Below are 19,591 nucleotides of genomic sequence, written 5' to 3' on the forward strand. Positions count from 1 at the left end.
GCTCATCCTGCCCGCCAGGCGTCGAGGATGCGCACCTTCCCGCCGGTCTTCATGATCGCGTTGCGGTAGATGCGGACCGCCGCAGCGAGCAGCAGCGCGCTGCCGGCCACGCAGATCGCGATCGCGGCCGCCACCTCCCACGCCGGGACGTCGCCCGCCAGGAGCCGCACCGGGAGCACCATCGGCATCGTCGCCGGGACGAACGTCGCGACCTGCGCAAGGCCGCCGTCCGGCTCGCCGACCGCCTGGATGCCGACGAAGAACGCGACGAGGATCACGACCGTCAGCGGCATCGTGGAGCTCTGCAGGTCCTCCTGCCGCTGGACGGTCGCGCCGGCGACGGCGTACAACGCGGCGTAGAACGCGTAGCCGAGCACGAAGAACGCCAGCACGTACGCGAACGCCTTCCACGCGCCGGACGGCACGTCGAGCACGTCGGCGGCGATCGCGAGCCCCGCGCCGGCCGCGCCGATCAGGAGCAGCTGCGCGAAGCCGAGCAGACCGAGGCCGAGCAGCTTGCCGCGCAGGAGCGCGCTCGCGGGGATCGTGCTCAGCAGCACCTCGACGATCCGCGACGCCTTCTCCTCCAGCACGCCGGCCGAGATCCAGTAGCCGTAGACGAGCAGCTGGCCGTAGAGGAGGATCACCGCGATCGACGCCAGGCCCTCGGCCTCGCCGTCGCCGTCCTCGGGCTCCAGCGCCTGCGTCTGCAGCGGCGGCGGTTGGAGCAGCTCCTGCCTGAGCGCCTCGTCGACGCCCAGGCCGTCCGCGGCGCGCTCGCGCGAGAGCTGCGCGGCGGCCTGCTGGAGCAGCGCGCCCGCGTCGGAGTCGACCTCGTCCTCGGCGATGAGGCGCGGCGGGTCGCCGGCGAGGCCGACGTCCGCGTCGCCGCTCTCGACGCGGCTGAGGACCTGCGCCTCGGTGTTCACGCGCGTGATCTCGAGGTCCACGTCCAGCTGGGGCGCGGCCTTCGCCGCGGCCTCGGCGATCGCGACCGGATCGCCGCCGGTGGTGACGACCTGGACCGTCCGGTCGCCGCCGATGCCGAGCACGCTCGGCAGCAGGATCACCGCGGCGAGGATGAGGAGCGTCACGCCGGTCGAGACCTGGAACGAGCGCTGGCGGGTGCGCTCGACGATCTCGCGGCGGGCGACGAGCCAGGTGGCCTTGCCGGTCGTCACGCCGCCACCGCCTCGCGGAAGAGGTCGGCCAGCGAAGGCTCGGCGGGCTCGAAGCGGCGCACGCGGCCGGCGGCACGGGCGGCGTCGAGCAGCGCCTGGTCGTCGGTGCCGTCGGCGAGCCGGATCAGGCCGCCCTCGCGCTCTGCCCCGGGCACGCCGTCGAGCCAGCCGTCGCCCGCGCCGTCGACCTCCACGCGCCACAGCCCGCGGCCGCCCCGCGCGCGCAGCTCGCCGACCGCGCCGGTGGCGACGATGCGGCCGTCCTTGATGATCGCCACGGCGTCGCACAGACGCTCGACCAGCTCCAGCTGGTGGCTGGAGAAGACGACCGGCACGCCGGCGGCGGCGCGCTCCTGGAGGACGCCGGCCATCACGTCGACGCCGACGGGGTCCAGGCCGCTGAACGGCTCGTCGAGCACGAGCGCGATCGGGTCGTGGACGAGCGCCGCGGCGAGCTGGACGCGCTGCTGGTTGCCGAGGGAGAGCTCCTCCACGCGGTCGTTCGCGCGGTCGGCGACGTTGACCGTCTCCATCCACCGCCGCGCGGCCGCGCGGGCCTCGGCGCGCGGCGTGCCGTGCAGCTCCGCGAAGTACGCGAGCTGGTCGCCGACGCGCATCGTCGGGTACAGGCCGCGCTCCTCGGGCATGTAGCCGAAGCGGGCGCGGGTGGCGGCGTCGAGCGGGCGGCCGTCGAAGCGGACGGTGCCGCCGTCCGCGGCGAGCACGCCGAGGACGATCCTCATCGCGGTGGTCTTGCCGGCGCCGTTGGGGCCGACGAAGCCGAAGAGCTGGCCGGGGCGGACGGAGAAGCTCAGGCGGTCGAGCGCCAGGCGGTCCCCGTACCGCCGGGTCAGGCCGTCGAGTTCGAGCACCGACGCGATGCTAGGGCCTACGCCCGCCGGAGCCCGCGCGGGCGCTTCTGACAGCCCTCGCACACGTAGGTGCCGCGGCCCGCGGCGACGAACTTGACGATCTCGCGGCCACAGCGACCACACGGCTCGCCGGCGCGCAGGTGGACCAGGAACTCGTCCTGCATCGAGCCCTTCTGGCCGTCCGTGTGCTGGAAGTTCTCGATCGTGCTGCCGCCGTTCCGCAGGCCGAGCGCGAGCGCCGCGACGACGCCCTCGTGGAGCGCCTCGAGCTGCGGGCGGTTCAGCGTCCCGATCGGGCGGAGCGGGTGGATCTTCGCCCGGTAGAGCGCCTCGTCGGCGTAGATGTTGCCGACGCCGGCGATCTTCGTCTGGTCGAGCAGGAACGCCTTGGCGGGCGCGCGGCGGCCCTTGGCGAGGTCGCGCAGGACGTCGGGGGTGAACGCGTCGCTCAGCGGCTCGACGCCGACGCGCGGCGCGAGGAACGCCTCCAGGCCGTCGTCGCCCAGCGCCAGCTCGCCGGTGCCGAAGCGGCGCTGGTCTGAGAACGACACCTTGTGGCCGTCGTCGAGGTGCAGCCAGACGCGGTGGAACCGCGGCTCCGCCTCCGGCTCGTAGAGCAGCGCGCCGGTCATCCGCAGGTGGATGAGGAGGTGGACCTCGTCCTCCAGCGTCCAGATCAGGTACTTGCCGCGGCGGCCGAGCTTCGTGGTGCGGCGCCCCTCGACGGCCGCCGCGAGCTCCTCCGGCCTCAGCGGCACGCACCAGCGCGGGTCGTCGACGACCAGCTTCGTGATCGCGCGCCCCTCCACGAGCGGCGCGAGCTGGGCGCGGACGGTCTCGACCTCGGGCAGCTCGGGCATGGACCTCAACCTATCCTCGCCCGGTGACCTCGCCCTACGACGCCGCCGCCGAGGCCCGCGCCCGCGCGCACGTCATCGAGCTGCGCGAGCGCGAGGGCTACCCGGCCGACCCGGCGACGATCGACGCGGTGCTCGCCGCCCGCTCGCCGTACGGGTGGATCACGCGCGAGGAGCACGAGGCGCGCGAGGTCCGCCGCGCGGTGCTGGTCGCCGCGGTCGAGGCGGTCGAGGACTACGGCCTCGAGCATCAGGACGTGTTCGCCGGCGTCGCGTACTCGATGGCGGCCGGCGACGGCGTCCACGCCGGGTTCACGGCGGACGTGGAGACGCACGCGGCGGCTGTGCGCGCGTTGCTGCCTGCGCCGGACGTGCTGACCGTGTTCGCCGCGCGCTGGTCCTTCGCGGAGCTCGAACGGCTCCCGCGCACGCTGCGCAAGGACGAGGAGCTGCGCGCGCTCGGCCTCGTCGTGCGCGCCGCGGAGGTCGACGTCCGCGCCAACGCGCTCGTGGTCACCGCGCCCGACCTCCCCTCCCGCGAGGAGGTCGCACGCGTGCTCCGCGAGCGCTACGCCGGCGCGGTCGTGCTCAGCCCGTGAACCAGAACGCGTTGGTGCGCACGACGTCGCCCTCGCCCTCCCAGAAGAGGCGGCGCCCGCCGGACGTCACTGCGACGACGGCGTACTTCGTGCCGTCGGTCCAGTAGCCGATCTTCCCCTTCGGCGGCGTGGCGTCGGGCGCGGCCAGCCCGACGAAGCGCCCGTCGCCGGCGACCACGACCTCCGTCGTCGACAGCACGCGCCCGTCGTCGCTCGAGGTCCCGTAGAGCATCGCGCCCGCGAGCGCGGACTCCTCGAGGTGGACGCGGCCGTTGGCGGTCACCGAGGCGACCGCGATCGACGTCTCGTCGCTCCACCGCATCAGGTGGCAGATGTCGTACTCGTCGACGCCGGCGAGCGGCACGCGCACGGCGGCCTGCCGCCCCGACGCGCGCACGCCCGCGGAGGTGTCCTGCTTGCCGAACACGGGTGGGAGGTTCGGCGACTTGCGGGCGACCGCGAAGCAGTAGACGTAGACCTTCTTCGCGGCGATCCGCTTGTACGCGGTGCGCGCCGACGCGCTGCTCTTGGAGAAGTGGAAGGTCACGGCGCCGGAGGAGGCGGTGGCGGTGACGGCCCGGTCGTCCATCGGGACGTCGGGCATCTGCTGCTGCGCAGCGGCGGGAGAGGCTCCTGCGAGACCGGCGAGGAGCACCAGCGCGGGCAGGAGGAGTCGCATGTTCACGCCGCGGCACGATAGGTGGTGCCGCGGCGTTTCACATCGCGGTGACCAAGCTCAGACGAACGGCGTCCCGGGGAGCGTGTCGTCCTCCTCCCCCGCGAGCCACTTGAGGACCGACGCGCCGACGTCGGCGAGCGGGCCGTCGTGGCGGCCGGTGAGGCCGGGGCCGGTGGCGCGGGCCAGGAGCGGCGCGTGCTCGCGGGTGTGGTCGCTGCCGGGCGTCGTCATGTCGACGCCGTGGTCGGCGGTGAGGATCAGCAGGTCGGTGTCGCGGAGCTTGGGCAGCCAGCGCGCGACCGCCGCGTCGATGTGCTGCAGCGCGCCGTGGAAGCCCTCCAGGTCGTGGCGGTGGCCGTAGACCTGGTCGGTCTCGACGCAGTTCGTGAAGACGAGCCCGTGGTCGAGCGTGTCGATCAGCCGCTCGGTCTCCGCCAGCGACTGCGCGTTCGTCTTGCCCTTGTGCGCCTCGTCGATGCCGACGCCGGCGAAGAGGTCCATCACCTTGCCGACCGCGTGGACGGGCACGCCGGCGTCCTGCAGCGCGCTGAGGTAGCTGCGGCCGGGCGGCGGGAGCGAGATGTCGCGCCGGCCGGTCGTGCGCTCGAAGTGGCCGGGCGCGCCCTCGAACGGCCGCGCGATCACGCGCCCGACGTTGTGCGGCGGCTCCATCAGGTGCGCGCGGATGCGCTCGCACAGGTCGACGAGCTCGGCCTCGCTCAGCACGTCGTGGTGCGCGGCGATCTGCAGGACGCTGTCGGCGCTCGTGTAGAGGATGAGCTTCCCGGTCGCCAGGTGCTCCTCCCCGTAGTCCTCGATCGCGGCGACGCCGTTGTACGGGCGGTTGAGAAGGAAGTCGCGGCCGGCGATGCTGCGCAGTTCCGTGACGAGATCTGGAGGGAAGCCCTCCGGATAGGTGGGCGGATCGGCCTGCGCGACGACGCCCATCAGCTCCCAGTGGCCGGTGGTCGAGTCCTTGCCGGGGCCGAGCGGGTGGAGCCGGCCGTGGAGGACCGGGTGCTCGGCCGGCGGGACGCCGACGACCGGGATGATCGAGCCGAGCCCGAGCCGCTGCAGGGTCGGCAGGTCGAGGCCGCCGATGGCCTCGCTGAGGTGGCCCACCGTGTCGGTGCCCGCGTCGCCGTACTCGGCCGCGTCGGGGAGCGCCCCGACGCCCACGGCGTCGAGGACGACGACGAACGCCCGTCTGTCCATCCGGACGAAGCTAGCGTGCGGCTCAGTCGCCGCCGGCCGCGGCCCGCGGGTGCGCGGCGAAGTACACGTCCTTGAGGCGACCGGAGTTGACGTGCGTGTAGATCTGCGTCGTCGCGACGTCCGCGTGCCCGAGCATCTCCTGGACGCTGCGAAGGTCGCAGCCGCCGGCGAGCAGGTGCGTCGCGAACGTGTGGCGGAGCGTGTGCGGGCTCATCTTCCCGTCGAGCCCGACGGCCTTCGCGTGGCGCTGGACGATCTTGTAGAGGCCCTGGCGCGTGAGGCCGCTGCCGCGGTGGTTGACGAACAGGTGCGGCTCGTCCTTGAGCCCGACGAACTGCGGACGCCCGCGGCGCAGCCAGATCTCGACGGCGTCGACCGCCTCGCTGCCGACCGGCACGAGCCGCTCCTTGGAGCCCTTGCCGCGCGCGCGGAGGATGCCGGCCTCCAGGTCGATGTCGGCGAGCGTCAGGTCGATCGCCTCGGACGCGCGTAGGCCGCACGCGTACATCACCTCGAGCAGCGCACGATCGCGCATCGCCCCCGGGTCCATGCCCTTCGGGGCGGCGAGGAGCTTCATGACCTCCTCGCGGTTGAGCACCTGCGGCAGCTTCTGGCTCTTGCGCGGCGCGCGCAGGTCGGCGGTCGGGTCGTGCTCCAGGAGGCCTTCGCGGCGCAGGTGGCGGTAGAACGAGCGCAGGCAGGCGGCCTTGCGCTGGAGCGTCGCGGGGCTCGCCGGCGCGCGTTCCTCGCTGCCCTCGGCCAGCTCCGCGAGGAAGCCCGCGAGGTGCTCGTGCTGGGCCTCCGGCGCGGTGACGCCCTCACGCTCGAAGTACGCGCCGACCTGCAGCAGGTCCGACCGGTACGCCTCCAGCGTGTTGCGGGACAGGCCACGCTCGAACTCGAGGTACGCGAGAAAGTCGAGGACGTGGTGCTCGAAGGGACGATGGGAGAGCTGCGCCGCGAGGGTGGCCATGCGCCATGCTTCGGCCGCGCGGAAGGAACCCCTCGTCGTGCAACGTGCCTGTCACCGCGCGGGGCGCGGGCCGGCGCTACGTCCCCTGGCCGGCGGCCCCACCGTTCACCTGCGCGCGCCGCAGCCACAGCAGCCCGACGAGCGTCTTCGCGTCCACGACCGCGTCGATCAGGCCGTCGAGGTCCGCGAGCGGCCACGTGACGACCTCGAGGCCCTCCTCCCCCTCGGCGTCGGGCTCGGCGACCTGGGTGAGGCCGGTGGCGAGGAAGACATGGACCTGCTCGTTGGTGAAGCCGGAGCTGGAGAAGTACGAGGTGGCGTGGACCCACTCGGCGGCCTCGACCCCGAGCTCCTCGCGCAGCTCGCGCTTGGCCGTGTCGAGCGGCGCCTCGCCGTCCTGGTCCATCAGCCCGGCGGGCAGCTCGAGCGTGTCGGCGCGGCCGATCGCCTCGCGCGCCTGGCGGATGAGGTGCACGTGCTCGCCGTCGTACGCGACGATCGCGCAGGCGTCGGGCGCCTCGACCCACTCGCGCGTGCGCTCGCCGCCGTCGAACTCGGCGCGCCGCACGGTGAAGCGCGGCCCGTCGTGGATGACGTGCTCGTTCTCGGGCTCCAGGCTGCGGTCGTTGCTCACGGTCGGGCGCACTCCTCCAGCAGGGCGAACGTGACGTCGAGCATGCCCTCCAGCGCGGCGACCGACACGCGCTCGGTCGGTTCGTGGTTGCGTTCGGTCCCGTTCGCCAGGCACACCGAGGGGAACTCGTTGACCCGCAGCGCGTTGACGTCGGAGGCGCCGCCGGTGGGGATGTGGCGCGGGGTGTAGCCGGCCTTCGCCAGCGCCCGCTCGGCGGCGAGCACCTCGGGCGCGTCCTCGGCGAGGCGGTAGCCGGTGAACAGCTTCTCGACGTCCACGTCCACGTCCACGTCGTTGGCCATGTCGTGCGCGGCGTCCTGGATGCGGTCGACCATCGCGGCCACCTGCGCCTCCGCCTTCGCGGGGTCGAGCGAGCGCGCCTCGGCCCAGAACCGCGCGCGGTCGGGGACGATGTTCGTGTGGGGACGGCCGCCCTCGATGCCGGCGACGTTCGTGGTCGTCTCGGCGTCGATGCGCCCGCTGGTGATCGTCGCGATGGCCTTCGCGGCGGCGACGATCGCGTTGCGCCCGTCCTCCGGCCGGATGCCCGCGTGCGCCGCCTGGCCGTGGAACTCGGCCTCGAGCTTGTAGTACGTCGGCGAGGCCATGACGATCTCGCCGATCGGCGTCGCGTGGTCGTACACGTAGCCGAACTCCGCCGTGAGCTTCGCGGTGTCGAACGCCTTCGCGCCGAGCAGCGCGGTCTCCTCGGCGACGGTGAACAGCAGCTCGACGCCGACCGCGGCGCCGCCGGCCCCCACCGCCCGGCGCGCGGCCGCGAGCATCACCGCGACCGCCGCCTTGTTGTCCGCGCCGAGGATGCCGTGGTGGGCGTTCTCCCAGCCGTCGTCGACCAGCACCGGCTCGATCGGCGTGTCGCCGTGCGGGACGGTGTCCATGTGCGCGCAGAGGAGGATGGTGCGCGACGCCCCGTTGGCGGCGGGGCGCGGCGGGATGCGGGCGAGGAGGTTGCCGGCGGCGTCCTCCTCGACCGCGAGCCCGAGGCCCTCCAGCTCGGCGCGGACGCGCGCGGCGACCGCGGCCTCATGGCCGGAGGGGCTCGGGATGGCGCACAGCTCGGCGAAGAGCGCGTTGAGGCGCTCCCGCTCGTCGGGCGTCGCGCGCTGCACGGGCTGCGGGGCGGCTACGACGTCCGCGCCGCGTGCGAGCCGACGCTGGCCGACACCTCGCCGTCCAGATCCGCCTCGCGCTCGTGCGGGTGGCCCTGCTCCTCGCGCTGCTTCAGCGCCGCGACGATGAAGTCGTCGAACAGCGGCGACGGGCGCTCGGGGCGGGACTTGAACTCGGGGTGGAACTGCGAGGCCACGAAGAACGGGTGGTCGTGCAGCTCGACGACCTCGACCAGGCGCTCGTCCGGCGACGTGCCCGACACGACCAGGCCCGCGGCCTCCAGCCGCTTGCGCAGGAGGTTGTTGACCTCGTAGCGGTGGCGGTGGCGCTCGTAGACGACGGCCTCGCCGTACAGCTCGCGCGCCTTCGTGCCGGCGTGCAGCTTGATCGGGTCGGCGCCGAGGCGCATCGTCCCGCCGAGGTCCGCGACCTCCTTCTGCTCGGGCAGGAGGTCGATCACCGGGTACGGCGTCTCGGGGTCGAACTCCGTGGAGTTCGCGCCGTCCATCCCCGCGACGTTGCGCGCGAACTCCGCGACCGCGATCTGCATGCCGAGGCAGATGCCGAGGTACGGGATCTTCTCCTCGCGGGCGACCCGCGCGGCCTCGATCTTGCCCTCGATGCCGCGGCCGCCGAAGCCGCCGGGCACGAGGATGCCGTCGGCCTTTCGCAGCTGCTCCAGCGCGTCGCCGCGCTCGACCTGCTCGGAGTCGATCCAGTCGATGTCGATGTTGACGCCGTGGTTGAAGCCGGCGTGGCGCAGCGACTCGGAGACCGACAGGTACGCGTCCTCGAGCTGGACGTACTTGCCGACGAGCGCGATCCGCACGCTGCCCTCGGCCTCGTCCACGCGCCGGACGAGGTCGCGCCAGCTGCCCAGGTCGGCCTGCGGCGCCTCGAGCCCGAGGTGGTCGAGGATGATGTCGTCCACGCCCTGGTCCTGGTACGCGACCGGGACCTTGTAGATGTTGTCGACGTCGTAGCCGGAGACGACCGACTCCTGCGGCACCGACGTGAACAGCGCGATCTTCTTGCGCACGTCCGCGGCCAGCGGGCTCTCGGAGCGGCAGATGACCATGTCGGGCTGGATGCCGATGCGGCGCAGCTCGTTGACCGAGTGCTGCGTCGGCTTGGTCTTCAGCTCGCCCGCGTGGCCGATGTACGGCACCAGCGTGAGGTGCAGGTACATGCAGTTGCGGCGCCCGACCTCGACCGGGAACTGGCGGATCGCCTCGAGGAACGGCAGCGACTCGATGTCGCCCACGGTGCCGCCGATCTCGGTGATGACCACGTCGACGTCCGTCGAGTCCGCGACGAGCTTGATGCGGTTCTTGATCTCGTCGGTGATGTGCGGGATCACCTGGACGGTCGCGCCCAGGTAGTCGCCGCGGCGCTCGCGCCGGATCACCGAGTTGTAGATGCCGCCGGCGGTGACGTTCGACGCGCGACCGGTGTTGGCGTCGGTGTACCGCTCGTAGTGGCCGAGATCGAGGTCGGTCTCCGCCCCGTCCTCGGTCACGAAGACCTCGCCGTGCTGGTACGGCGACATCGTGCCGGGATCGACGTTGATGTACGGGTCGAACTTCTGGATCTGGACCGACAGACCACGCGAGACCAGCAGCCGGCCGATCGATGCGGCGGCGATGCCCTTCCCGAGCGAGGAGACGACGCCGCCCGTGACGAAGATGAATCTGGTCTGGCGTTCAGGCATGGGCGGCTCTCAGGTCTAGGACTTCCCGGTACGAGGCCACGGTAGCGCCGGATCCGGACGCGGACCGTGACGCACGCCGCAAGGAGCGAGGAAACGGCAGGTTCATGCGGCCTTGCGCAGCTCCTGCGCGTGCCGTCGCGCGGCCAGGTCGTTGTCGTCCGCGCCGAGCATCCGGACCAGCTCCGCGACCACCTGCTTCTCCGTCAGCTCGCTGACCGTCGTCCGCGCCGGCTCGACCGACGTGTCCTTCGCGATCGAGAAGTGGCGCGCCCCGAGCGACGCGATCTGCGGCAGGTGGGTGATGCAGATGACCTGGCGCCCGGCCGCCAGCGTCCGCAGCTGCTCGCCGACCGCTCGGGCGGTGACGCCGCCGATGCCGGCGTCGACCTCGTCGAACACGAGCGTCGCGTCGCTGCCGTCGTTCGCGGTGCCGAGCAGCGCGAGCATGACCCGCGAGAGCTCGCCGCCCGAGGCGATGTCGCGCAGCGGCGCGGCCGGCACGCCCGGGTTCGGCGCGATGAGGAACTCGGCGGTGTCGGCGCCGGTCGGCCCCGGCTCGCGCTCGGTCAGCGCGATCTCGAACGACGCTCCGTCCATCGCCAGCTCCGCGAGCCGCTCCCGCACGCCGGCCGCGAGCTTCGGTGCCGCCTTGGCGCGCGCCTTGTGCAGTGCCACGCAGCGCTTGGCCAGGTCGCCCCGGACGCGCTCGAGCTGCGCCGTCGTCTCCTCCAGCGCCACCTCGGCGCCGGCGAGCTCGTCGCGCCGCTCGCGGCAGACCCGCGCGTGCTCGAGGACCGCCGTGATCGACCCGCCGTGCTTGCGGGTGAGCCGGTCGAACACGCCCAGCCGCTCCTCGACGGTCTCCAGCCGCCCGGGCTCGGCGTCGAGCCCTTCGGCGTAGCGGCGCAGCTCGGCGGCCAGGTCGGTCGCTTCGACGACGAGCGCACGGAAGCGGCCGCTCAGCGGATCGAGCACCGGATCGACGCCCTCGACGCCGTCCAGCTCGCGCTCGGCCAGCGCCAGCAGCCCGCCGACCGCCAGCCCGTCGCCGTCCGCGCCGCCCGACTCGCCGTCGATCGCCTCCGCGCCCGCCAGGGCCGCCCCGCGCAGCGCCTCGACGTGGCGCAGCCGCCCGCGTTCGGCGAGCAGCTCGGCCTCCTCGACCTCGGACGGGTCGGCCGCCTCGATCTCCGCGATCTCGAACTCGAGCAGGTCCAGCTCGCGATCCCGCGCGCCGGCCCGCTCCCGCAGCTCCACCAGCCGCCCTTCCAGGCGCCGTGCCTCGCCATGGACGCGCGCGACCTCCGCCCGCGCCGCGAGATGCGCCGGCCCGCAGAAGCCGTCGAGCAGGTCGAGCTGCGCGGAGGCCACGACGAGCTTACGGGACTCGTGCTGGCCGTAGAAGCCGATCAGCGTGGCGGCGACCTCGCGCAGGTCGTCGACCGTCACGGTGCGCCCGCAGAGCAGCGCGCGTGTGCGACCTGACGCGCTCACGCGCCGCGCCAGCACGACCTCCTCGGCGTCCTCGGGCAGCCGCTCCCCCAGCTCGCCGCGCAACGCGTCGGGCAGCTCGAACACGCCCTCCACGTACGCCTCGCTCGCGCCCGGACGGACGATGCCCTGCCGCGCCTTGCCGCCCAGCAGCAGGTCGAGGGCGTGCGCGAGCATGGTCTTGCCCGCGCCGGTCTCGCCCGTGAGGACGTTGAGGCCCTCGGTCAGGCGCAGCTCGGCCCGCTCGATCAGCAGCAGGTTCTCGACACGCAGCTCGCTCAGCACGCGCCGCACCATGCCAGGGCGCCAAGACGGATTCGGGGCCCTGCAGCACTTCTGTCACGAAGTTGGCGCAATCGAACGGGTGTTCGTGCGCCTTTCGTCAGCTGGAGAGCCGCCCGAACTTCTCCTGGAGGCGGCGGTAGAACGTCGAGCCGGGGACCTGCGCGAGCGCCGCGACGTCCGGGTGGAAGGTCGCCGCGATCGAGTCGCCGGCCGCGAGCTCCCACACCGGGCGGCCGTCGATGATGACGTCGACCGGGTCGGTCGAGCGGTTCTCGATCGTCAGCGTGTCCTGGGGCGCCACGACCAGCGCGCGGGCCGTGAGCGAGTGCGGCGCGATGAAGGAGACGACGAAGCCCTCCACGCCCCAGGCCAGGACCGGGCCGCCGTTGGCGAGGTTGTAGCCCGTCGAGCCGGCGGGGGTCGCGACGACGACGCCGTCACAGCGCACGCTCCCGACCTCCTGGCCCTCGATCAGGTACGCGAGGACGGCGACGCGCTCGCCGACCTTGCGGTGGATCGAGACGTCGTTGATCGCCTCGAGCCGCCCCTGCGGCCCCGCGACGGCGACCGACGGGAGCGGCAGCACCTCGAACTCGCCCTGGAACGCGCGGATGAAGTCCTGCTCCATCTCCGACCGCTCGATCGTCGCCAGGAACCCGACCGCGCCGAAGTTGACCGCGAAGACCGGCACGCGGGTGCGGGCGAACCGGCGCAGCGCGCTGAGGATCGTCCCGTCGCCGCCGAGCACGATGCACACGTCGACGTCGGTGCACGGATCGGCGTCCACGATGACGCCGGGGCGCGCCTCGATGCCGTGGCGGGACGTCTCGGCCTCGTCGAACCACAGCTCCCACCCGGCCTTCGCGGCGGCGGCGAACAGCGGCTCGAACGCCGAGCGCGTCTCCTCCGGGCGCCGGTGCGTCTGCACCAGCGCGCGCCGCGGACGGCTCACAGCGGCTCGACCTCCGCGGCCGCCGCGACCAGATCCTCGACCGCACCCTCGCGGCCGCCTTCGGCCAGCCGCAGGAACGTCTCGCGGTTGCCCTTCGGGCCCGGCAGCCCGGACGACGCGAAGCCCAGGACGGACGCGCCCAGCTCGACGGCGCACGCGGCGACGGTCACGAGCGCGTCGCGGCGATCGGCCGGGTCGCGCACGACGCCCTTGCCCACGCGCTCCCGCCCCACCTCGAACTGCGGCTTGACCATCACGAGGCCGTCCCAGCGCTCGGCCAGGCAGGCCAGCACCGCCGGGAGGATCTTCGTGAGCGAGATGAACGACACGTCCGCGACGAGCAGGTCGGGCGCGTAGGGCAGCTGCGCGGGCTCCAGCCGACGCGCGTTCGTCCGCTCCATCACCGTCACGCGCTCGTCCTCGCGGATCTTCCACGCCAGCTCGCCGTACGCGACGTCCACCGCAACGACGTGCGAGGCGCCGCGCTGCAGCAGCACGTCCGTGAACCCACCGGTGGAGGCGCCGACGTCGATCGCACGGCGCCCCGCCACGTCCAGGCCGAACGCGTCGAGGGCGTTGGAGAGCTTGGTCCCGCCCCGCGAGACGAACCGATCGGCCTCCGCGACGTCGATGAGAACGTCGGCGTCGACCATCTCCCCCGGCTTGTCGATCCGCTTGCGGGCCTCGCCGACGAGCACCTCGCCCGCCATCACCGACGCGGCGGCGCGCGACCGCGATGGGAACAGCCCGCGCTCAGCGAGCAGCGTGTCAAGCCGGACCCGGGCCATCAGAGGGCGGAAAGGCTACGGGAACCGCCAAACCGGGGCACTGTGTCCCAAAGCACAGTGGATCGGGCCCAAGGGGTGCATTCTTGTTCTCGCAGCGACCGACACCCCAGCGGACACGGTCCTCACAAGACTTACCTCAGTGATCCATAACCAAGACCCACAGCAGTATCTCTCCTCCCCGAAGCGGCCCGCTCCTAGAGCGGGCCGTTTCTCTTTCTGCGTTCTCGCGGGCGCCTCGCGGCGGGAGCGACGACTGGGACGTTGCGCTAGGCGGCGAGGGCGGCGCGGAGGCGCGCGGCCCCCTCGTCCAGCGCATCCCGCGCCGCGTCGACCGCCCCGCGCCAGCGGATGAAGCCGTGGACGGTCCCCGGCCACACCTTCACCTCGACCTCCACGCCCGCCGCCCGCAGGCGGTCGGCGTAGTCCTCGGCCTCGTCGACGAGCGGGTCGTGGGACGCGAGCCCGATGTACGCCGCCGGCATCCGCGACAGGTCGGCGGCGCGCAGCGGCGAGACGTCGGGCGACCGCGCGCTGTTGCCGCTCGCGTAGGCCGCCCAGCAGACGAGCATCTGCTCCCGCGACAGGCCGAACCCCGAGTCGGAGCGGCCGTAGGTCTGGTACGACGTCGTCGCGCAGGCCGCGTCGGTCGGCGGGTAGAAGAGCAGCTGGAACGCGAGCGACGGGCCGTCGGCGTCCCGCGCGCGCCGCGCGACCACCGTCGCGAGGTTGGCGCCCGCGCTGTCCCCCGCGACGGCCAGCGGCTCCCCGGGGTAGGTCGCGGCCAGCCAGCGCAGCGCCGCCTCGCAGTCCTCGACCGGGCCGGGGAACTGCGACTCGGGCGCGAGCCGGTAGTCGACCGACGCCACCACGGCGCCGACCCGGTTGGCCAGCGCGCGGCAGAGCGCGTCGTACGACGTGAGGTTGCCCATGATCCAGCCGCCGCCGTGGCTCCACAGGACCGCGCCGCGGACCTCCCCCGCCGGCTCGTAGACCCGGACGCAGCACTCGCCCACGGACTCCTCGCGGATCGACGCGACGTCCTCGGCCTCCCCCACCCACAGCAGCGAGGTGCGGTCGTAGCCCGTCCGCACCTCCTCCACCGACTGCGGGACGGGCGCGTCCTGCTCGCCCTCCAGGAGCCGGGCGACCTGCGGATCGAGCTCCGCCGCCGCGTCGCTCACGCGCGCGACAGCGACGCCGAGCCCGAGCCGGCGCCGACCGCCGCGGTGATCCGCTCGGCGATCTGCTTGCCGGTGAAGCCGACCTCGCGGTGCAGCAGCGCCGGCTTGCCGTGCGTGACGAACCGGTCCGGCAGCCCGATGCGCAGCACGCGGCAGGAGCCCAGCCGGCCGCTGTCGCTCAGGTACTCCAGGACGCCGGTGCCGAAGCCGCCCGTCACCACGCCCTCCTCGACCGTCACCAGCAGCTCGTGCTCGGCGGCGAGCTGCGCGATCAGCGCCTCGTCGAGCGGCTTGGCGAACCGCGCGTCGGCGACCGTCGCGTCGATGCCCGCCTCGGCCAGCACGTCCGCGGCCTCCAGCGACTTCTCGACGCCGCTGCCGTAGCCGAGGAGCGCGACCTTCGAGCCGCCCTCGCGCAGGACCTCGCCGACGCCGACCGGGATCGCGCGGATCGCGTCAGGCGCCGGCAGCTCGACGCCGAGCGCGGCGCCGCGCGGGTAGCGGATCGCCGTCGGCCCGTCGTCGAACGTCAGCGACGTGCGCAGCATGTGCAGCAGCATCGCCTCGTCGCGCGGGGCCATCAGCACGATGTTCGGCAGCGGCCGCAGGTAGGCGATGTCGAACACGCCGTGGTGCGTCGGGCCGTCGTCGCCGACCAGGCCCGCGCGGTCCATCACGAACGTGACGTCGAGCTTCTGCAGGCAGACGTCGTGGATGATCTGGTCGTACGCCCGCTGGAGGAACGTCGAGTAGATCGCGGCGACCGGCTTGATGCCCTCCAGCGCCAGGCCGGAGGCAAAGAGGATCGCCTGCTGCTCGGCGATGCCGACGTCGAAGTACCGCTCCGGCAGCGCCTTCTGCAGGTGATCCAGGCCGGTGCCGGTGTTCATCGCGGCGGTGATGCCGACGACGCGCGGGTCGCGCCGCGCCTCGGCGACCAGGCCCTCGCCGAACACCTTCGTCCACTGCGCCGGCGCGGGGTTGGCGTCCTTGCCCGCGGGGACGACCTTCGGGGCGGGCACGCGGTTGGCGATCGACTTCGGCTTGGCGGCATGCCACTTCTCCATGCCCTCCAGGCCGCCGTCCTCGGCGGGCGCGAAGCCCTTGCCCTTCACCGTCGCGACGTGCACGACGACCGGCCGCTGGGCGTCCAGCGCCTTGCTCAGCGCGGCGCGCAGCGAGCGCGTGTCGTGGCCGTCGATGACGCCCATGTACGCCCAGTCGAGCTCCTCCCACATGAGGCCGGGCGCCCAGAACGACTTGATCGACTCCTTGAGCTGCGGGCCGAGCTTCTCGAACGCCGCGCCGATGCCGGCCGGCAGGTCGGTGAGCTTCGCCTCGACGCCCTCGCGCGCGTGCCACAGCTTCGGGTTGAGCCGGACGCGGTTGAAGTACCGCGAGAGCGCGCCGACGTTCGGCGAGATCGACATGCCGTTGTCGTTCAGCACCACGACCAGCGGCGTCCCGAGCCCGCCCGCCTGGTGGATCGCCTCGAACGCCACGCCGCCGGTCATCGCGCCGTCGCCGATGACGGCGACCACGCGGCCCTGCTCGGCCTCCGGCACGCCCTTCAGCCGCATGCCCTCCTTGAGCCCGACGCCGTAGCCGATCGACGTCGACGCGTGGCCCGCGCCCATGATGTCGTGCTCGGACTCGTGGATCGCGCAGAAGGGCGCGAGGCCCTCGTACTGGCGGATCGTCGGGAGCTGGTCGCGCCGGCCCGTGAGGACCTTGTGCGGGTAGGCCTGGTGGCCGACGTCCCACAGGATCTTGTCCTTCGGGGAGTCGAGCACGGAGTGCAGCGCGACGGCCAGCTCGCAGGTGCCGAGGTTGGCGCCGAAGTGGCCGCCGATCTCCCCGACGGTGTCGATGATGTGCTCCCGGACCTCCTGCGCGACCTGGGCCAGCTCCTCCTCCGAGAGCGAGTGCAGGTCCTGGGGGCGGTCGATGCGGTCGAGGAGTCGGCTCATGAGGTCCTGGTGTGGATGAAGTCCGTGATCTGCTCGAGCTCGGCGGCCCCGGCAGGGGCGGCCACGCTGAGGGCCTCGCGGGCACGAGCGTGGGACAGACCAGCGAGTGTACGCGCCTGCTCCAGACCGAACTCCGACACGTACGTCCGCTTGCCCTGCCGCTCGTCGCTCCCCTGCGGCTTGCCGAGCGCGTCGTCGGTGCCCGTCACGTCGAGGATGTCGTCGACGATCTGGAACAGCACGCCGAGCTCGTCGGCGAACGCGCGGAAGGCCTGTGACGGCAGCCCGAACGTGAGCAGGACGCACTCCACGGACGCCGCGATCAGGCGCCCCGTCTTGAGTCCGTGCAGCGTGCGCAGGTCGTCCGTGCGCCCCAGGACGTCCAGCCATTGGCCCCCGACCATGCCGTTGACGCCGGTCGCGGCGGCCAGCTCGGTGACCGCCGCGAGGAGATGCCGCGGGTCGGCCTGCTGGTGCCGCAGGACGTGGCGGAACGCCTCCGCGTACAGCGCATCCCCCGCCAGGATCGCCACAGGTTCTCCATACACCTTGTGCGACGTGGGCCGTCCGCGGCGCAGGTCGTCGTCGTCCATCGCCGGCAGGTCGTCGTGGATGAGCGAGTACGTGTGGATCAGCTCGATCGCCGCGGCGAGCGGGAGCACGTCCTCCGCGTCGCGGCCGGCCGCGCGCGCGGTCGCGAGCGCGAGAACGGGGCGGATGCGCTTGCCGCCCGCGAGGAGGGAGTAGCGCATGGCCTCCTCCAGGCCGGCGGTGACGCCGTCGTCGGAGAAGCGGACGCCGTCGAGGTAGTCCTCGACAAGGTGGCGCAGGTGGTCGGGGTATCCGGGGCTCGGCACGAGGCCGGGAAGATACGATCTGGCGGTGCGTCGGTCCGGCACCGCGACGTCGCTGGCAGTGGGGTTCTTCGTGCTCGTCGCCTTCGGGCTCGGCGTCGCGGCGTTCTTCCTCGCCGACACCCAGGAGGAGCAACGCGACGCGCTGCGGAAGCGGTACGCCGACCGGACCGTGATCGCGCGGAACCTCCTGGACTCGCTCTTCCTCGTCGCCACGCGCGGCCAGACCGGCGGGCTGACGGACGAGCTGGGCGGGGCGCGCGTCAGCCGCGCGGCGATCGACGCGCACGTCCGGCAGGCGGGCGCGCGATGGGCCGTGGTGCTCGACGCGAACGGCGGGGTCGTCGCGCGCTCGGGGGGTGCGCCGGCGGACGCGGGGCGCCTCGCCGCCGCCCCGTACGCGCGGTCGGCGGCCAGCTCGCTCGGGTTCGGCCTCGGCGACGTGCACGACGGCCTGATCGAGACCGCGGTCGGCTTCCCGGTGCGCACCGGCGGGGAGCGGCGGGTGCTCGTCACGTCGGCGCCGGCCGAGTCGATCGAGGTCATCCTCTCCGGCATCATCACGGCGCTGCCGGGCGTGCGGACGTCGCGCTCGTACATCCTCGACGGCGAGGGGCAGCGGATCGTCGCCTACGCGCCCGACAGCACGCTGCCGCCCCAGACGCCCACGCTCATCAACGCGCTGCGTGCGTCGACGAGCGGGAACCTGACGACGACCGCCGGTGAGGACCGGTTCTTCGCCTCGCAGCCGGTCGCGGGCAGCCGGTGGCGGCTCGTGCTCACGGTGAGCGAGGAGGCGCTGTACGAGCCGGTCGGCGGCTGGTCGCGATGGGCGCCGTGGGGCATCCTGGCCCTGCTCGTCCTCGCGATGGTGGGGATCGCGCTCCTGCTGCGGCGCGTGCTGCACGCGACGAGCGCGCTGCGCACGGCGAACGCCGAGCTGGCCCGCTCCAACGCCGACCTGGAGCAGTTCGCCTACGTCGCGTCGCACGACCTCTCCGAGCCGCTGCGCACGGTCGCCGGGTTCAGCACGCTCCTGCAGAAGCGCTACCAGGGCCGGCTGGACGCCAACGCCGACCTCTACATCCAGCACATGGCGACCGGCGTCGAGCGGATGCAGGCGCTGATCGACGACCTGCTCACGTACTCGCGGCTCGGGCGGGCGCCGCTGCGGCTGGAGACGGTCGACCTCGACGACGTGCTCGGCGAGGTGCTGCAGAGCATCGACGTGCGCCTGCGCGAGCGCGGCGCGCGGGTGACGAGCGAGGAGCTGCCGACCGTGCAGGCCGAGCCGGGCCAGCTGCGGCAGGTGCTGCAGAACCTGATCGCCAACGCGGTGAAGTTCACGGCGCCGGGCGTCACGCCCGAGGTGCGCATCGCGGCGGCGCGCGAGCGCGGCGCGTGGCGGATCGAGGTGCGCGACAACGGCATCGGCGTCCCGCCGGAGCAGCGTGAGGCGATCTTCAAGATGTTCGGCCGGCTGCACCGCGACGGCGACTACAAGGGCACGGGGATCGGGCTGGCGCTCGTGCGGCGGATCGTCGAGCGGCACGGCGGGCACGTGTGGGTCGAGGACCCGCCGGAGGGCACCGGCAGCGCCTTCGTGTTCACGCTCCCCGACCGCGCGCCGGTCCCGGACGCCGCCCGGCCTGAGAAGATCCCGGCGTGAGCCGCATCCTGCTCGTCGAGGACAACGACGCCGACGCCTACCTGATCCAGGAGGCGATGCGCGAGGCCGGGATCGACCAGCCCGTGCACGTCGAGACCGACGGCGAGGCGGCGATCGCGCACCTGCGGGGCGGCGGCACGCCGCCCGGCCTGATGCTGCTCGACCTCAACCTGCCGCGCAAGGACGGGCGCGAGGTGCTCGCGGAGGTCAAGGGCGACCCGGGCCTGCGCACCATCCCGGTCATCATCCTCACGACGTCGAGCGCGCCCGCCGACATCGAGCTGGCCTACGACCGCGGCGCGAACGCGTACGTGCGCAAGCCGCTCGGGATGGATCGGCTGATCGAGGCCGCAAGCGCGATCCGCGACTTCTGGCTGCGGACGGCGTCCTTGCCGTCGCAGGTCTGAGCCGCGCGGTCTAGATGTAAGTCCCGAGCAGGTTGTTCAGTCGCTGGGCCGGGGTTTGGCGGCTGAGGGCGCTGTGTTGGCGGCGATGGTTGTAGTGCCAGAGCCATCCGTCAAGGGCTGCGGTGCGTTCTGCGCTTGAGCG

At 73.2% G+C, this 19,591-nt stretch carries 19 protein-coding genes; 3 read left to right on the forward strand and 16 right to left on the reverse strand.

Annotated features, from left to right (window positions below):
• Nucleotides 1-2: 2 nt before the first annotated feature.
• Genes AC1UE5_RS20510 through mutM form a run of 3 tightly spaced genes read right to left on the reverse strand, consistent with a single transcriptional unit; the run spans nt 3 to nt 2,913 of the window.
• Nucleotides 3-1,181: an ABC transporter permease gene (locus tag AC1UE5_RS20510; protein ID WP_482927004.1), complete on the reverse strand. Its 1,179-nt coding sequence runs from the start codon at nt 1,179-1,181 to the stop codon at nt 3-5.
• The gene (locus AC1UE5_RS20515) at nt 1,178-2,053 is read right to left on the reverse strand and encodes an ABC transporter ATP-binding protein (RefSeq protein WP_482927006.1); all 876 of its coding nucleotides are present in this window, start codon (nt 2,051-2,053) and stop codon (nt 1,178-1,180) included. Before AC1UE5_RS20515 ends, AC1UE5_RS20510 begins: the two co-directional genes overlap by 4 nt.
• A gap of 17 nt (nt 2,054-2,070) precedes the next feature.
• Nucleotides 2,071-2,913, reverse strand: a complete 843-nt coding sequence (mutM, locus tag AC1UE5_RS20520; RefSeq protein WP_482927008.1) for a bifunctional DNA-formamidopyrimidine glycosylase/DNA-(apurinic or apyrimidinic site) lyase — start codon at nt 2,911-2,913, stop codon at nt 2,071-2,073.
• Nucleotides 2,914-2,936: 23 nt separating this feature from the next.
• Here mutM and AC1UE5_RS20525 point away from each other — a divergent pair, with 23 nt between their 5' ends.
• Nucleotides 2,937-3,509: a hypothetical protein gene (locus AC1UE5_RS20525; RefSeq protein ID WP_482927010.1), complete on the forward strand. Its 573-nt coding sequence runs from the start codon at nt 2,937-2,939 to the stop codon at nt 3,507-3,509.
• Here the strand turns inward: AC1UE5_RS20525 and AC1UE5_RS20530 are convergent.
• The 12 genes from AC1UE5_RS20530 to AC1UE5_RS20585 form a co-directional block, all read right to left on the reverse strand.
• The gene (locus tag AC1UE5_RS20530; RefSeq protein WP_482927012.1) at nt 3,499-4,194 is read right to left on the reverse strand and encodes a hypothetical protein; all 696 of its coding nucleotides are present in this window, start codon (nt 4,192-4,194) and stop codon (nt 3,499-3,501) included. The genes AC1UE5_RS20525 and AC1UE5_RS20530 overlap by 11 nt on opposite strands.
• 51 nt (nt 4,195-4,245) lie before the next feature.
• Nucleotides 4,246-5,403: a phosphopentomutase gene (locus AC1UE5_RS20535; RefSeq protein ID WP_482927014.1), complete on the reverse strand. Its 1,158-nt coding sequence runs from the start codon at nt 5,401-5,403 to the stop codon at nt 4,246-4,248.
• A gap of 22 nt (nt 5,404-5,425) precedes the next feature.
• On the reverse strand, nt 5,426-6,376 hold the full coding sequence (gene xerD, locus AC1UE5_RS20540; RefSeq protein WP_482927016.1) for a site-specific tyrosine recombinase XerD: 951 nt from the start codon (nt 6,374-6,376) through the stop codon (nt 5,426-5,428).
• Nucleotides 6,377-6,452: 76 nt separating this feature from the next.
• A complete protein-coding gene (locus AC1UE5_RS20545; protein ID WP_482927018.1) occupies nt 6,453-7,010 on the reverse strand; it encodes an NUDIX hydrolase in 558 nt (185 codons plus the stop codon).
• A complete protein-coding gene (locus AC1UE5_RS20550) occupies nt 7,007-8,140 on the reverse strand; it encodes a M20/M25/M40 family metallo-hydrolase (protein ID WP_482927020.1) in 1,134 nt (377 codons plus the stop codon). Before AC1UE5_RS20550 ends, AC1UE5_RS20545 begins: the two co-directional genes overlap by 4 nt.
• 14 nt (nt 8,141-8,154) lie before the next feature.
• Complete coding sequence (gene pyrG, locus AC1UE5_RS20555) at nt 8,155-9,852, reverse strand: CTP synthase (RefSeq protein ID WP_482927022.1); 1,698 nt, start codon at nt 9,850-9,852, stop codon at nt 8,155-8,157.
• A 102-nt stretch (nt 9,853-9,954) separates the two neighbouring features.
• Nucleotides 9,955-11,628 (reverse strand): DNA repair protein RecN, encoded by a 1,674-nt coding sequence (recN, locus tag AC1UE5_RS20560; RefSeq protein ID WP_482927024.1) that lies wholly within the window; start codon nt 11,626-11,628, stop codon nt 9,955-9,957.
• 97 nt (nt 11,629-11,725) lie between these two features.
• Nucleotides 11,726-12,580, reverse strand: a complete 855-nt coding sequence (locus AC1UE5_RS20565) for an NAD(+)/NADH kinase (protein WP_482927026.1) — start codon at nt 12,578-12,580, stop codon at nt 11,726-11,728.
• Nucleotides 12,577-13,368, reverse strand: coding sequence for a TlyA family RNA methyltransferase (locus AC1UE5_RS20570; protein WP_482927028.1), 792 nt, complete (start codon nt 13,366-13,368; stop codon nt 12,577-12,579). Before AC1UE5_RS20570 ends, AC1UE5_RS20565 begins: the two co-directional genes overlap by 4 nt.
• Nucleotides 13,369-13,634: 266 nt before the next feature.
• A complete protein-coding gene (locus AC1UE5_RS20575; protein ID WP_482927030.1) occupies nt 13,635-14,549 on the reverse strand; it encodes an alpha/beta hydrolase in 915 nt (304 codons plus the stop codon).
• On the reverse strand, nt 14,546-16,519 hold the full coding sequence (dxs, locus tag AC1UE5_RS20580; RefSeq protein ID WP_482927032.1) for a 1-deoxy-D-xylulose-5-phosphate synthase: 1,974 nt from the start codon (nt 16,517-16,519) through the stop codon (nt 14,546-14,548). The genes AC1UE5_RS20575 and dxs overlap by 4 nt, the downstream gene beginning before the upstream one ends.
• Nucleotides 16,516-17,376 (reverse strand): polyprenyl synthetase family protein, encoded by an 861-nt coding sequence (locus AC1UE5_RS20585; protein ID WP_482927034.1) that lies wholly within the window; start codon nt 17,374-17,376, stop codon nt 16,516-16,518. The genes dxs and AC1UE5_RS20585 overlap by 4 nt, the downstream gene beginning before the upstream one ends.
• A 25-nt stretch (nt 17,377-17,401) precedes the next feature.
• On the opposite strand from AC1UE5_RS20585, the gene AC1UE5_RS20590 reads away from it, so the two are divergent.
• Both AC1UE5_RS20590 and AC1UE5_RS20595 read left to right on the forward strand, forming a co-directional pair.
• Entirely contained in the window at nt 17,402-19,042 is a 1,641-nt protein-coding gene (locus tag AC1UE5_RS20590; protein WP_482927037.1) for a sensor histidine kinase, read from the forward strand.
• Nucleotides 19,039-19,449 (forward strand): response regulator, encoded by a 411-nt coding sequence (locus tag AC1UE5_RS20595; RefSeq protein ID WP_482927039.1) that lies wholly within the window; start codon nt 19,039-19,041, stop codon nt 19,447-19,449. The genes AC1UE5_RS20590 and AC1UE5_RS20595 overlap by 4 nt, the downstream gene beginning before the upstream one ends.
• 10 nt (nt 19,450-19,459) lie before the next feature.
• On the opposite strand, the gene AC1UE5_RS20600 is transcribed toward AC1UE5_RS20595, so the two are convergent.
• The coding region (locus AC1UE5_RS20600; RefSeq protein WP_482927057.1) for an integrase core domain-containing protein at nt 19,460-19,591 on the reverse strand (132 nt) is incomplete at its 5' end.

Source organism: Parviterribacter multiflagellatus (assembly GCF_056863265.1).

Coding starts and splice junctions, on each gene's coding strand:
- pyrG (WP_482927022.1), bottom strand. CDS start 9,852: ATGCCTGAACGCCAGACCAGATTCATCTTCGTCACGGGCGGCGTCGTC.
- mutM (WP_482927008.1), bottom strand. CDS start 2,913: ATGCCCGAGCTGCCCGAGGTCGAGACCGTCCGCGCCCAGCTCGCGCCG.
- AC1UE5_RS20570 (WP_482927028.1), bottom strand. CDS start 13,368: ATGGCCCGGGTCCGGCTTGACACGCTGCTCGCTGAGCGCGGGCTGTTC.
- xerD (WP_482927016.1), bottom strand. CDS start 6,376: ATGGCCACCCTCGCGGCGCAGCTCTCCCATCGTCCCTTCGAGCACCAC.
- dxs (WP_482927032.1), bottom strand. CDS start 16,519: ATGAGCCGACTCCTCGACCGCATCGACCGCCCCCAGGACCTGCACTCG.
- AC1UE5_RS20535 (WP_482927014.1), bottom strand. CDS start 5,403: ATGGACAGACGGGCGTTCGTCGTCGTCCTCGACGCCGTGGGCGTCGGG.